This is a genomic window from Neisseria sp. P0001.S005 (assembly GCF_051963715.1).
In genome coordinates, this window is record NZ_JBQCTZ010000093.1 from 1 (window position 1) to 14,230 (window position 14,230).

The following is a 14,230-nucleotide window of genomic DNA, read 5'->3' on the forward strand; positions in this document are numbered from 1 at the left end:
GCATTGGCAGCAGCCATTGCCCAGCTGAAAACTTTGGACTACCTTCGTTCGCAAAAAAACAAGTAATGTGGGTTCATTAAGAAAAAGCACAACGAAATGTTGTGCTTTTTTATTTGCCTGAAGATAAGCAATTTGGTATTGAAATGTCGATAGATAAGCAGGAGTCGAGACGATATAATCACGGTTATGATTGAATTTTTGATAGATTCTGGTCAAGCAGTTAGCCTTGTTATGCTGGTAAAATAGTTTTTTTAAATCTTTTCCAGCATCAATAAAACAGATTAGATAATTTCTAATTTATTGAGATTTCAATAGAGTTAAATTCTTAAACATTTAAAATAATAGGGTTTATCGAAATGCTCATATAAACAGGCCGTCTGAAACTTGATTTTCGGTTTTCAGACGGCCTTTTCCTTTATAATCCGTACATTATTTTCATACACACAGCAGGTTTTCCATGTCCAACAAACCCACACTCCTTCTCGTTGACGGCTCTTCTTATCTTTATCGCGCCTATCATGCCATGGGGCAGAATTTGTCTGCGCCCGACGGCGCACCGACGGGGGCGATGTATGGCGTGTTGAACATGCTGCGCCGACTGCGTGCGGATTATGTGCATGACTATTGCGCGGTGGTGTTTGACGCTAAGGGCAAAAATTTCCGCCACGAGATGTTTCCCGACTATAAGGCGACGCGCCCGCCGATGCCGGACGATTTGCGCCCGCAGGCGGAAGCCTTGCCGGATTTGGTGCGCCTGATGGGCTGGCCGGTATTGGTGATTCCGCAGGTGGAGGCGGATGACGTTATCGGCACTTTGGCTAAGATGGCTAGCGAAGCGGGTTGGAATGTGGTGGTATCTACCGGCGATAAGGACATGGCGCAGTTGGTGAACGAACGCGTGACGCTGGTGAACACGATGAGCGGTGAAACGCTGGACATTGAAGGCGTGAAGGAGAAATTCGGCGTTCGCCCCGACCAAATCCGCGATTATCTCGCGCTGATGGGTGACAAAGTGGACAATGTGCCGGGCGTGGAGAAGTGCGGCCCGAAAACCGCGGTGAAATGGCTGGAAGCCTACGGCTCGCTGGCCGGTGTGATGGAGCACGCTGCCGAAGTCAAAGGCAAGGTGGGAGAAAACCTGCAAGCCGCTTTGGAACAACTGCCGCTGTCGTATGACTTGGTAACGATTAAAACCGATGTGGACTTGCACACCGAGCTTTCAGACGGCCTCGAAAGCCTGCGCCGCACTACGCCTAAATGGGCGCAGCTGGTTGTCGATTTCAAACGCTGGGGCTTCCGCACTTGGCTGAAAGAGGCGGAAAGCCGTATGCACGAAGCGCAAAACACAGATTTGTTCGGCAGCGAGCATATCGGCGAACAAGCTGCATTGGCGATGGAAACACAGCCGGAAAAACAACCCGAACTTGCCCCAGCCCCTGAAAAGCTGGATTATCAAGCCGTTACCACTGAAGCGCAGTTTGCCACCTTGTTAGACAAACTATCGCAGACAGACACAATCGGCATCGATACAGAAACTACATCCCTAGATGCGATGAACGCTTCGCTGGTCGGCATCAGCATCGCGTTCCAAGCAGGCGAAGCGGTTTACATCCCCGTAGGACACAGCCTGACTGCCGCGCCCGAACAGCTTGATTTGCAAGACTTATTAGGTCGTCTGAAACCGCATTTGGAAAACCCTGCCCTGAAAAAAATCGGGCAAAACCTCAAATACGACCAACACGTCTTCGCCAACTACGGCATCGCCCTGAACGGCATTGCCGGCGACGCCATGCTCGCTTCCTACATCATCGAGAGCCATCTCGGACACGGCTTGGACGAATTGTCCGAACGCTGGCTCGGCTTGGAAACCATTACCTACGAATCGCTATGCGGCAAAGGCGCGAAGCAAATCGGTTTTGCCGACGTCGCCATTGAGCAGGCGACCGAATACGCCGCCCAAGACGCCGATTTCGCCCTGCGCCTCGAAGCGCACCTGCGCGCGCAAATGGACGCCAAACAGCTTGAAATGTATGAAAAAATGGAGCTTCCCGTCGCGCAGGTATTGTTTGAAATGGAACGCAACGGCGTGCAAATCGACCGCGCCGAACTCGCCCGCCAAAGCGCAGAACTCGGCGCAGAGCTGATGAAGCTCGAACAAGAAGCCTACGCCGCCGCAGGCCAACCGTTCAACCTCAACTCGCCCAAACAGCTGCAAGAAATCCTGTTCGACAAAATGGGCATCCCCACCAAAGGCCTGAAAAAAACCGCCAAAGGCGGCATTTCCACCAACGAAGCCGTGCTCGAACAGCTCGCGCCCGACTACCCCCTGCCCAAAATCATCCTGCAAAACCGCAGCCTGGCGAAACTCAAATCCACCTACACCGACAAACTGCCCGAAATGATTTCCCCCAAAGACGGCCGCGTGCATACAACCTACGCCCAAGCCGTCGCCATTACCGGCCGCCTCGCCAGCAACAACCCCAATCTGCAAAACATCCCCATCCGCACCGCCGAAGGCCGCCGCGTGCGCCGCGCCTTCACCGCACCGCAAGGCAGCGTCATCGTTTCCGCCGACTATTCCCAAATCGAGCTGCGCATCATGGCGCACCTCTCCGGCGACAAAACCCTCATCGCCGCGTTCCAAAACGGCGAAGACGTACACCGCCGCACCGCCGCCGAAGTATTCGGCATCGCCCCCGAAAACGTTTCGTCCGAACAACGCCGCTACGCCAAAACCATCAACTTCGGCCTCATTTACGGCATGGGCCAATACGGCCTCGCCAAATCGCTGGGCATAGACAACCTGTCCGCCAAAACCTTCATCGACCGCTACTTCGCCCGCTACCCCGGCGTCGCCGAATACATGCAGCGCACCAAAGAACAAGCCGTCGCCCAAGGCTTCGTCGAAACCCTGTTCGGCCGCCGCCTCTACCTGCCCGACATCCGTAACAAAAACGCCAACGCCCGCGCCGGAGCCGAACGCGCCGCCATCAACGCCCCCATGCAAGGCACCGCCTCCGACCTCATCAAACGCGCCATGATAGACGTGTCCCGCTGGCTGGTTTCAGACGGCCTGAAAACCAAGCTGATTATGCAGGTGCATGACGAACTGGTGCTGGAAGTACCCGAAGCCGAACTGGATTTGGTCAAAGAAAAACTGCCGCAGATTATGGCGAAAGTGGATGAAGGGATGTTGAACGTGCCGCTGGTGGCGGAGGTGGGCGTGGGGATGAATTGGGAAGAGGCGCATTGAGATGGTACGGCGTTTAACCGATTGTTTTGAGAAAGGGATAAAGTAATGGATGTTCGAGGTTTGATTAAAGAAGGTGTAGCGTTATTCAAGAACAAAAAATTTGACGAAGCGATTGAAAAGCTGAATCAGGCTTTAGATGGAATTGAAGATAAAAATAGCCAAATTCAAGAGCAAAACGATATTCAGTTTTGGCTTGGCCGTTGCTATTTAGAGCAGGCGATGAAAGCTCAAGGCAAGGAGTCGGAACAGTTGTTTGGACAGGCCGTTGAGCATTTACAGCAATCGTTGGAATTTGCCAAACAGCTGGAAGACAAGCAAAACAGTATTCAACAACAAATCTATGCCCAATCTTGGCTTGGTCGTTGCTATTTAGAGCAGGCGCTAAAAGCCAAAGGCAAGGAGTCGGAACAGTTATTTGAACAGGCAATTGAACACCACCACCAACAATTGAGGCTTGCCGAACAGCTGACAAATAAGCAAAACAGCCTTCAAGAACAAATCAATGCCCAACATTGGCTTGGTCGTTGCTATTTAGAGCAGGCGCTAAAAGCCAAAGGCAAGGAGTCGGAACAGTTATTTGGGCGGGCAGTTGAACACCACCAACAACAATTGAGTCTTGCCAAACAGCTGGAAAACAAGCAAAACAGCCTTCAAGAACAAATTAATGCCCAATCTTGGCTTGGCCGCTGCTATTTAGAGCAGGCGATGAAAGCCAAAGGCAAGGAGTCGGAACAGTTATTTGAACAGGCAATTGAACACCACCACCAACAATTGAGGCTTGCCGAACAGCTGACAAATAAGCAAAACAGCCTTCAAGAACAAATCTATGCCCAATCTTGGCTTGGTCGTTGCTATTTTGAGCAGGCGATAAAAGCCAAAGGCAAGAAGTCGGAACAGTTATTGGGATGTGCAGTTCAATACCGCCAACAGCAATTGAAATTTGCTGAACAGCTGACAAATAAACAAAACAGCCTTCAATCACAAATCAATGCCCAATCTTGGCTTGGCCGTTGTTATTTAGAGCAGGCGATGAAAGCCAAAGGCAAGGAGTCGGAACAGTTATTTAAACAGGCAGTTGAGCATTTCCAACGATTGTTAGAATTTGCCAAACAGCTGGAAGATAAGCAAAACAGCCTTTACGTAAAAATCAATGCCCAATATTGGTTTGGTCGTTGTGATTTCGTACAAGCAATTTCTATTAAAGATAGTAAGGATAATGCGAAAATTTTGTTAAAAAGGGCTGCTGGACACTTTTTGTATGTTTTAAAACAACTGAAACAATTAGATGATGAACTGGAAAAGAAAAAAATCCAAAGGAAAATTTATCGGTATTTAAAGGAAATTTATTTTCTTAGAGCAATATGGATGCTTTACTTTAAGTGGAAAAAGCAAGAAATACAGGAAAATTTATTTGAAAACCGAGAGGGTAATTTAACCGATGCTATCTCAACTATTCTAGCGGTTTTAAATATTCCGCCTTTCGAATTGGGTGAGATTCCTATTGCCCATTACACTTCGCCTTCAGTATGCGAAAAATTATTCGGCATTGTCAGCGATCAAACTAATGATAAAACCAATGATCAAACCGATGATAAAGACCCTATTGACAGTAAAAAAGTCAGTCCGATGAGAATCGGTAGCTCCACTTATATGAACGATCCGACTGAGGGTGAAGGTCTGTTGGAGTTGTTGAATCTGCAGGATTTGGAATTGGAAAACAAGGCTGATTGCCCTGTACATAATGCTTTCTTTACCTGTTTTTCCAGCCGCGTCAACGATTTGAACCAGTTCCGTTTGTATGGCAAAGAAAACAGCGTGGAAGCATCGGGCTGCTGCTTGGTATTTAATAAAAGCGGGGATTGGTTGAAAGAGCCTGATATTTCTGCTTCGTTCAAAAGTTTCACAAATAAACAGAATGAAGGTTTCAAAGAACCAATAGAGACAGATGGAGCGGGTTTAGAAGATGAAAACCTGCCACTTTATCAGGTAGCTTATATCGCTTATTATGAGGAATATATTATTGAAGAAAAATGTAAAATATGGTTGCCTAATGAAGAGAATCCAAAATTCGGCATTCGATTAAAGCCTGTAGGAAAAAATCCAAGTTTGTATCAATTGCGTATCGACAAGCTTGAAGAAGCGTTGATAGAGTTAATGGAAAAATCCAATAATATCAGTGATGAAGACAAAAAAGCTTTGGAATATATCCGCTATCTGTTTAAAGATTTTGCTTTCCGCGACGAGGAAGAGTTCCGCCTGCTGAAAATTGAACAAATTGGTTCTAAAGACATTAAATATTGTCAGGATACAAAATCCGTCTATCTGCCTTATGCCGATATACGCGATATTGTGGATGAAGTCATTTTGGGAACGAATTACGAAAAGAGCGGAAATAATCGCAAGGCGGAAGTGTTTCAGCACTTAATGCGGAAATATTATCCAAACGTTAAAGTTTCCCGCTCGTCGTTGCCGATTAATGCCAATCCGCCGATTAAGAAGGATTAGTAGTAGCAACTGTATTTTTACCCGACGGGGTGAAAAATACAGTTGCTACCAAACCTGAAACTACCAAATCAAAACCCATCCGAGCAAGCCGTAGCCTGCATCTCCACCAACCGCGTGCGTGGCTGTGCCACACACCCTACCTGTGAATTACGCGAAACTTCAAAGCCAACGTGTAGGGTGTGTGCGGTACGCACGCACGCGTGTTTTGGTGTTCAAACCATTATTTCAAACTTTTAGACAACCTCAAACGTTGTCTGGAAACTTTTAGAATAAAGGCCGTCTGAAATCCAGTTTTCAGACGGCCTTATTGTTTATATTGCTTCAAAATCTAACAGTCAAACTCTGCAATTACCGGCGCATGGTCGCTGGGGCGTTCTTGGGCGCGGGTTTCTAAGTCGACGGTAACGTCGGTAAGGGTGGCAGCGAGTTCGGGGCTGGTGAGGATGTGGTCGATGCGCAGGCCGAGTTTGCGTTGGAACATGGCGCCGCGGTAGTCGAACCATGTGTAGAATGCGCCTTCGGGGTGGATTTTGCGCAGGCTGTCGGTCAGGCCGAGGTCGAGCAGGTTTTTAAACCATTGTCTTTCGATGGAGGAGCAATGGATTTTTTCGTGCCATTTTTCGGGGTCGTAGCAGTCGGCATCGGCTGGGGCGATGTTGAAGTCGCCGAGCAGGACGAGTTTGGGGTGTGCGGCCATTTCGTTGCGGACGAATTCGGTCAATGCGGCAAACCATTGCTCTTTGTATTGGAATTTTGGGCTGTCCAGTGCTTCGCCGTTGACGCAATAGACGTTGATGACGCGCACGCCGTTGATGGTGGCGGCGATGACGCGGCGTTGCGGGTCGTCGGGAAGGGCGGGCAGGCCGCAATGTACGTCTTGCGGTTCGTGGCGGCTGATGATAGCGACGCCGTTGTAGGTTTTTTGGCCGCTCCAGACGCAGTGCCAGCCCATCATTTGCAGGGCGGCGGCCGGGAATTTGTCTTGGTCGAGTTTGAGTTCTTGTAAGGCGAGTATGTCGGCTTGGTGGTCGGCCAGCCAGTTTTGTACTTGGGGCAGGCGGACGTTGAGGGAATTGACGTTCCAAGTGGCGATTTTCATGATGTTTCCGTGTGTGCTGTTGGGTGGGAAGGCGGCGGATTGCGCCTGTGGGAATGGGCGGTATTGTATAGCGGATTGGTTTATTTTTCGATATGGGATGAAAGAGAAGGCCGTCTGAAAGCTGATGTTTCAGACGGCCTTGATGTTGCAATGTGGAATAATTTGTTTATTCGGCCTGGTCTTTGAGCGTGCGCAGGGTATTGAGGATGGTGGTGGCTTCTTCGGAGATGAGGCAGTATTCGATGATGCGGTGGTAGCGCGTGAAATCGATGATGCCTTCGGTGCGCAGGCGTGCGAGGTGGTTGGCGATGCCGGTCGGGGAGGAGTCGAGCGCCTGTGCCAGTTCGGTAATGCTGCGGTCGCCGTCAAGCAGCAGAAAAAGGATGGCCATGCGTTCGGGGTTGGCAATCAGTTTGAGAATGGTAGAGAGACGCTTGATTTCCATATTATTGTTCCTTTTGTCTGTTATATGAATGCTTGATTTGGGTTAAATTTGGATGATTGTAGTTTTTATTAAGATTAATCTTATAATTCAAACTCTTAACTTGCAGTGTACACGGTTTTGTAAAATTTGAGGGCATTGTTTTGCAATTTTTTTGTTTATTTTCGATATTTTGCTTCGGTTGCGAAACTGGATTGAAAAAAGACGAAAAGGCCGTCTGAAATGTTCCGTTGCAGATGATTTTGCTGACGGATGTTTCAGACGGCCTTTGATTTGGCTTTAAGTTATTATTTTTTATGTTTGTTTGGAATCAGTCGATTGATTGTTTTTAAACGAACAACAAGATTTTACGATTCTATGCTTAAGACTACACGCCAAGGGCTTGTCAGACGCTTGGACGTGTTGTCGAAATGCGACTACTTTTTCTTCCAGCCTGCGGTCATGGCGAAGGTGATGGGGTCGTAGTATTTCGGCAGCTTGGACGGAATGCCGACATCGTTACGGTACACGACGCGGTAGCGGTCGGCGAACCAGTTTGGAACGATGGTGTATTGGTGGCGTATCAGTCGGTCGAGCGCGCGCGAGGTGGTTTGCAGCTCTTGGCGGTTGGTAAAGCTGTTGAAATGGGTCAGCAGTTTTTCAACCGCGGGATGACAGACGCCGGATAGGTTGCGGCTGCCTTCGGTTTTGGCGGCGGCGCAGCTGAAGTAGTCGTATTGTTCGTTGCCGGGGCTTTCGCTGTTGCCGTAGTAGCCTGTGGTCACGTCAAAATCGAAGTCGTTCATGCGTTTTTGGTACACGGCGGAATCGGCGGTGCGTACGTTCATGGTAATGCCGATTTTGGCGAGGTCGCGTTGCCATTTGGCGGTAATGCGCTCGTAGTTTTTGCTTGGGGCGAGGAATTCAAAGGTCAGCGGTTTACCTTGTTTGTCCACTGCTTTGCCGTTTTTGTATTGATAGCCGCCTTTTTCAAGCAGGGCGCGTGCTTTGAGCAGGTTCGGACGCACGCCCAGTTTGGGGTCGGTAACCGGCGGCATAGGGACGTCTTGATCCAATACGCCGTCGGGAAGTTTGGTGCCCAATGATTTGAGCAATGCGGTTTCCGCGCTGTCAGGCTTGCCGGTTGCGGCCATGGTGCTGTTGGTGAAGAAGCTGTCGGTGCGGCGGTATGCGCCGTAGAAGATGCGGCTGTTGACGCTTTCGTAGTCGAAGCTTTCAATCAAGGCGCGGCGGACGTAAATATTGTCCAAGGGCTTGTGGCGCATATTGATGACGAAGCCTTGCATGCCAGCTGTGCTGTTTTGTATCCATTCGTGTTTGGACAGATTGCGTTTTTTAAGGACTTCGTCGGAGTAGGCGCGCGCCCAGTTGCGGGCGACGTTTTCTTGTACGAAGTCATATTGGCCGCCTTTCAGTCCTTCGATGCGGACAACTTCGTCTTTGACGTATTTGATGCGGATGTGGTCGTAGTTGTAGCGGCCTTTGCGCACGGGCAGATTTTGCGCCCAGTAGTTTTTATCGCGGACAAACTCGCTGATGCGGCCGTTTTCGGCTTTGGCAAAACGGTAGGGGCCGGAGCCGATGGGCAGGCTGTTGGGTGCGGCGGCCAGGCCTTTTGGATAGCTTTTATGCGAGAAGACGGGCAGGCTGCCGAGAATCATGTGCAATTCTGAGTTGCGCTGTTTGAAGCGGAACACGACGGTGCGGTCGTTGGGCGTTTCCACTTTGGCCACGTCGTTCCAGTAGAAGTGGTACATGGGGGCGGCGGCTTTGTCTTTGGTCAGGATGTTAAATGAAGCGGCAACGTCTTTGGCCAAAACGGGGTCGCCGTTGTGAAATTTGGCTTTGGGGTTGATTTTGAAGGTAACGGAAAGGCCGTCCGGAGCCAGGGCGATGTCTTCGGCAATCAGGCCGTAAACGGCGTAAGGTTCGTCCATGCTTTGCTCGGTCAGGGTGTCGAGTGTCAGCATACTGATGCCGTATTCGTGGTTGCCTTTGAGGGTAAAGGGGTTGAGCGTGTCAAAAGCACCGAGGAAAGGCGTGGTAAATGTGCCGCCTTTGGGAGCGTTGGGATTGACGTATTCGAAAGCGGTAAAGTTGGCCGGATATTTGGGTGGTTGGCCAAGGCCTACGCCGTGAGTGGCAAAGGCGGCAGATGGAATCAAACCGAGCAGAGAGAGTAGGGCTGGTGTTTTCATCTATTTATCCTTGTAGGTCGAATGTAATATTCAGTAGTGTGCCGATTATAGCAAAGGCCGTCTGAAACTTGATATTTTTGGTTTCAGACGGCATCAGGTTTAAGAGGATTGTTTTTTCGTATGGGCGCCGAACTCGGCAAGCGTCATGTTTAAGGTTTCCAAGCAGGGCTGCATGATGTGGTCAACCGTTTGATTGACCTTGTCTTTATTAAGCGTTTGCGGACGGTAGACAAAGAGCTTGAACAGTTCCGCCAAGTCGATGGACTCCGCCCCCATTTTCAAGACCCAGCCCTGACGGCCGAAATAGACATAGCCGTGTCGCGCCAGCTTTTCTAAAAGCTCGCCCAATTCATCAAAGCCCATATTGATATGCCGTCTGAACTCCTGCACCGGCAACGCTTTGCCGTTTTGTTGGGCAGAGTCGAGCAGCAGCAGGATTTTCAATACATCATCAAAGCGGCCGCGTGCATCCAGACTGCGGCGGAACGCTTCGCCGCGCCAGTAGGACAGGGACGAGGTCAAAACCGCGCCGCCTAATACCAGCGTCCACAACAGGTTGAGCCACAACAGGAAAAACGGTACTGCGGCAAATGCGCCGTAAATCGATTTGTAGCCGTCAAAGTTGCCCATGTACCAAGCGAACAAAAAGCGTGCCGTTTCCAAGCAAAACGCCGTTACGGCCGCGCCGACCAAAGCATGGCTGGCAGGCACGAAACGGTTGGGCACAAAGCGGTATAAGCCCCACAGCAGTACCGTAATAAATGAAACCGCGGTTATAACTCTCAGCCATTCCGAGCCGCCCACTACTTGCACCTGACCGATTATGACTGACAGGCCCACGCCCAAAGACAAAGGCCCAAACGTCAGCAATGCCCAATACACCAAAAACTGCATCATCCAAGGCCGTTGCGAATTGACGCGCCAAATCCGGTTGAACGCATTGTCTATCGTCCGAATCAGCATCAGCGAGGTTACGACCAACATCACACTGCCGATCGCCGTCAGATTGGTGGCCTTATCGCGGAACGCATTGATGTAGTCAAACACCATGTCCGCGCCCTGCGGAACGATGGTGCGGTTGATAAAAGAGATAAATTCTCCCGACCATTGGTCGAAAACGGGGAAGGCCGAAGCGATGACGACCATCACCGTCAACACGGGTACCAAAGCCAAAAGCGTTGTAAACGTCATGCTTGCCGCTACCTGCGGCACACGCTCCTCATCAAAACGGCGCACGACAAACCAAGCGAATGCCACGCCTTTACTCTTTAAAAAACCTTGCCACCATTGCGAAAACGGCATAACCTTTTCCCACTTTTAAATTGAAATTTCTTCTTTTCAGACGGCCTGAGTATTTAAAAGGCCGTCTGAAACCTGACAGCATTGTAACGGAAACCCCAAGATGAACCCAAATCCCCTGAAAATCCTCGTCCTCTTTTATTCCCAAAACGGCAGCACGCGCAACCTTGCCCGCCAAATCGCACGCGGTATCGAAAGCGTGGACGGTTGCGAAGCCGTATTGCGTACCGTTCCCAAAGTTTCCACCGTTTGCGAAGCCGTTGAAAAAGCCATTCCTGACGAAGGCTCTCCATATGCGACTGCCGACGACCTCAAAAATTGCGCCGGCCTTGCGCTCGGCAGCCCGACACGTTTCGGCAATATGGCCGCCGCGATGAAATACTTTATCGACGGCACCATTCCCCTTTGGCTCGGCGCAGAACTCGTCGGCAAACCTGCCACCGTATTCACCAGCACATCTTCGCTGCACGGCGGCCAAGAAAGCACCTTACTGACCATGATGCTGCCCCTGCTGCACCACGGTATGGTCATCAGCGGCATCCCATATACCGAGTCCGCGCTCAGCAATACCCAAAGCGGCGGCACGCCTTACGGCGCAAGCCATGTTTCCGGCCACGACAGCAAGCCGGCATTGACTGCCGAAGAAAACGATATTGCCTTTGCACAAGGTAAGCGTTTGGCAGAGTTGGCACGAAAATTGGCAGACTGATTGCCTTGTAAAAAAAAGATTAAGGCCGTCTGAAAACCTGATGATACGGGTTTTCAGACGGCCTTTTTAGTTAATTATGATTAGTCTTAAAGAAATATTATTAATGAAACAAATGACTTAGAAAATAGTGATTGGAACATAGTTTCATCGGATTACATCTTTTTGATAGAATCTGCCACCAAATTGAAACATCAGCTAATTGGAGAGGCTATGTCACTACCTGTATTTCCCTATGGCAAATTAAGCTTTGCCGTCAGTCTGGCGCTGTGTTCGGCGTATTCTTTCGCGATCGAAGTAGAAAATACCCAGCCGCAAGAACGTGTCGATTTACCGACAGTTACCGTCCAAGGTGTCGGTAAACAGACTACTTCCAACTACACCATTCCCGCTTCCTCCGCCGCGACAGGCATCCGCCTAACCCAGCGTGAAACGCCGCAGTCCCTGTCTGTCGTTACCGAAAAACAAATGGACGACCAAGGTTTGGATACCTTGCAGGACGTGTTAAAACAAACACCGGGCGTGTTCCACAGCAAAATGGGCAACAACGTATCCGGCCACAGCCAATTTATTTCGCGCAGTCAGGCCATTGACAGCATTTCCGTGGATGGTGCGCCTAAATTCCTTTACGACGGTAAAGCCATCCGCCGCGGCACCAACAATCTGGACAGCTCATTGTACGAACAAGTCGTCGTCGTGCGTGGCGCAAGCGGTTTGTCCAATGGCGGTATGGGCGAGCCGGGCGGTACGATTGCTTTGGAACGCAAAAAACCGACTGCCAAACCTGCCATCAGCGTAGAAGCCGGTGTCGGTTCGTGGAACCACTACCGCTTCGTCCTTGATGCCAATCAGCCTTTGAATGCAGACAATACCTTGCGCGGCCGCGCTATTTTGGTCAGCGACCACGGCGGCGATTACCTGCCGAACACTTCGCGCCATAATCACACTTTCTACGGTACTTTGTCTTACGATATCACGCCGCAAACCCAATGGCGCCTCGGTACAGAAATACACCGTTTCCGCAATACCGGTAGCTCGCGTTTCAGCTACCTGACCGCAGCAGGTTCACGCCGTACTGGATTCATACCATTTGAGTCTTCGCCGCGCAGCAATTCTTCCGCACGCTGGGCATACGGCAAGGACACCAGTGCTGAAGTATTCACTTCCCTCAGCCATGAGTTTGACAACGGCTGGAAACTGACAGGCAATTACAGCCATGTTTCGGGCAAAAACGACATCGTTTCAGGCATTGCCGGTACATACGAAATCAATCCCGACTATTCCGCGCTCTTTACATCCGACCGCGATCGCAGCAAATATCGCGACCAAGATTTCTCCCTGACTTTGGATGGTCACTATCCTGCATTGGGCCGTTCGCATGAGTTCAATGCGGGCATCAGCTATCAGGACAACAAAGAAAACCTGTCTTTCTACGAAGAAGGCGAATCGACGATTCCTGATTTGCGTAAATTTGACGGCAACATCGCCAAACCCGATATGCCGTATTTGCGCGATGGTTTTTCACGCATGAAAAACCTGTCGGTTTACGGCTCGACCCGTTTCAAACTGACCGACAAGCTCGCCTTTATCGGCGGCAGCCGTTTTGTGGATTGGCGTTACCGTTACAGCACCAGCCGTAACAAATTTGCACACAGCAGCCACAAACAAAACGTTTTCATTCCTTATTTGGGCGTAACCTACGACATCGGCAACAATCTGACTGCCTATGCGTCTTACACCACCATTTTCCGTCCGCAAGTGCGTTACCTGACCAAAGACGGCGCGGCGCTCAAACCGCAGCGTGGCAAAACCTACGAGACCGGTTTGAAAGCATCATGGTTTGAAGGCCGTCTGAATGCTTCCGCCTCCGTCTTTATGAACAAACGCGACCATTTGGGCGTTGTCGCAGGCAAATTCGCAAATGGCGAGGAATACTACCGCGCAGCCGACAACACCACGACAAAAGGCATGGAACTCTCTGTCGGCGGCCGCCTGAGCGACAAATGGCTGTTGAATGCGTCTTATGCACGTTCCAAAATCAAAGACAGCGAAGGGGTTCAACTGCATCCGTCTTACCCGGTTCATTTGTTCAAACTCTTTACCGCGTATGACGTGACCGACCGTTTGAACCTGGGTGCCAACGTCAACTGGCAAAGCCGAAGCCACACGCTGGACGAATACCCTGCAGACATCAATCCGGCCGCCGCCGCTGCATTGACCCAACGTCCGTACGCAACGCTGGACTTGACCGGTCATTACAAAATCGGCCAATCTACCCGCATCAGTTTGGACTTTGAAAACGTGTTCAATAAACGCTACCGCACCATGCCGGATATTCACGTTTACGGCACGCCGCGTAGTGTAACTGCAACGGTTAAACATACGTTCTAATTGAATAGTAGAAGTAGGATAGGCCGTCTGAAAACCTGAATCATTGGGTTTCAGACGGCCTGATTATTCTCTGACATACTGAGACCTTTGCAAAAAAGTCCTTCCCCCGACAGCCGAAACCTAAACAAAGATTTTCGGCTGTTTTTGTTTCAAATATCCACTGATTCTACTCAAATCCCACCCTTAATCCCCCTTGGATACCTGATTAATCAGGCATCCGGGCCGCCTTTTGGGCGGCAACAGGCACACTTAGCCTGTTGGCCGCTTTCAACAGGTTTAAACACATCGCCTTCAGATGGCTTTGCGCACTCACTTTGAGCAGACCAAAATAGGCTGC

General features: G+C 50.2%; 8 protein-coding genes and 1 pseudogene. 5 read left to right on the forward strand and 4 right to left on the reverse strand.

Going from position 1 to position 14,230, the window contains the following annotated elements; all coding sequences use genetic code 11:
• The 3 genes and pseudogenes from ACTHSP_RS11880 to ACTHSP_RS11890 form a co-directional block, all read left to right on the forward strand.
• A pseudogene (locus tag ACTHSP_RS11880) lies at window positions 1-66 on the forward strand (F0F1 ATP synthase subunit epsilon); the annotation flags it as partial.
• Between the two features lie 391 nt (window positions 67-457).
• Complete coding sequence (gene polA, locus ACTHSP_RS11885) at window positions 458-3,253, forward strand: DNA polymerase I (RefSeq protein ID WP_440346151.1); 2,796 nt, start codon at window positions 458-460, stop codon at window positions 3,251-3,253.
• 45 nt (window positions 3,254-3,298) lie between these two features.
• Complete coding sequence (locus ACTHSP_RS11890) at window positions 3,299-5,758, forward strand: sel1 repeat family protein (RefSeq protein WP_440346152.1); 2,460 nt, start codon at window positions 3,299-3,301, stop codon at window positions 5,756-5,758.
• 328 nt (window positions 5,759-6,086) lie between these two features.
• Here ACTHSP_RS11890 and xth read toward each other — a convergent pair whose 3' ends face one another.
• From xth to ACTHSP_RS11910, 4 genes are all read right to left on the reverse strand, one after another.
• Window positions 6,087-6,857 (reverse strand): exodeoxyribonuclease III, encoded by a 771-nt coding sequence (xth, locus tag ACTHSP_RS11895; RefSeq protein ID WP_440346153.1) that lies wholly within the window; start codon window positions 6,855-6,857, stop codon window positions 6,087-6,089.
• A 166-nt stretch (window positions 6,858-7,023) separates the two neighbouring features.
• A complete protein-coding gene (locus ACTHSP_RS11900; RefSeq protein ID WP_440346154.1) occupies window positions 7,024-7,302 on the reverse strand; it encodes an ArsR/SmtB family transcription factor in 279 nt (92 codons plus the stop codon).
• A 413-nt stretch (window positions 7,303-7,715) separates the two neighbouring features.
• Entirely contained in the window at window positions 7,716-9,497 is a 1,782-nt protein-coding gene (locus ACTHSP_RS11905) for an extracellular solute-binding protein (protein WP_440346155.1), read from the reverse strand.
• A gap of 99 nt (window positions 9,498-9,596) precedes the next feature.
• Complete coding sequence (locus tag ACTHSP_RS11910; protein WP_440346156.1) at window positions 9,597-10,799, reverse strand: YihY family inner membrane protein; 1,203 nt, start codon at window positions 10,797-10,799, stop codon at window positions 9,597-9,599.
• 100 nt (window positions 10,800-10,899) lie between these two features.
• On the opposite strand from ACTHSP_RS11910, the gene wrbA reads away from it, so the two are divergent.
• On the forward strand, window positions 10,900-11,505 hold the full coding sequence (gene wrbA, locus ACTHSP_RS11915; protein WP_049350830.1) for an NAD(P)H:quinone oxidoreductase: 606 nt from the start codon (window positions 10,900-10,902) through the stop codon (window positions 11,503-11,505).
• 210 nt (window positions 11,506-11,715) lie between these two features.
• The gene (locus tag ACTHSP_RS11920) at window positions 11,716-13,893 is read left to right on the forward strand and encodes a TonB-dependent siderophore receptor (RefSeq protein ID WP_440346157.1); all 2,178 of its coding nucleotides are present in this window, start codon (window positions 11,716-11,718) and stop codon (window positions 13,891-13,893) included.
• Window positions 13,894-14,230 lie beyond the last annotated feature (337 nt).

Bases quoted from the DNA above. Each gene is read 5' to 3' on its own strand.
- polA (WP_440346151.1), top strand. From the start codon at position 458: ATGTCCAACAAACCCACACTCCTTCTCGTTGACGGCTCTTCTTATCTT.
- ACTHSP_RS11890 (WP_440346152.1), top strand. From the start codon at position 3,299: ATGGATGTTCGAGGTTTGATTAAAGAAGGTGTAGCGTTATTCAAGAAC.
- xth (WP_440346153.1), bottom strand. From the start codon at position 6,857: ATGAAAATCGCCACTTGGAACGTCAATTCCCTCAACGTCCGCCTGCCC.
- ACTHSP_RS11900 (WP_440346154.1), bottom strand. From the start codon at position 7,302: ATGGAAATCAAGCGTCTCTCTACCATTCTCAAACTGATTGCCAACCCC.
- ACTHSP_RS11905 (WP_440346155.1), bottom strand. From the start codon at position 9,497: ATGAAAACACCAGCCCTACTCTCTCTGCTCGGTTTGATTCCATCTGCC.
- ACTHSP_RS11910 (WP_440346156.1), bottom strand. From the start codon at position 10,799: ATGCCGTTTTCGCAATGGTGGCAAGGTTTTTTAAAGAGTAAAGGCGTG.
- wrbA (WP_049350830.1), top strand. From the start codon at position 10,900: ATGAACCCAAATCCCCTGAAAATCCTCGTCCTCTTTTATTCCCAAAAC.
- ACTHSP_RS11920 (WP_440346157.1), top strand. From the start codon at position 11,716: ATGTCACTACCTGTATTTCCCTATGGCAAATTAAGCTTTGCCGTCAGT.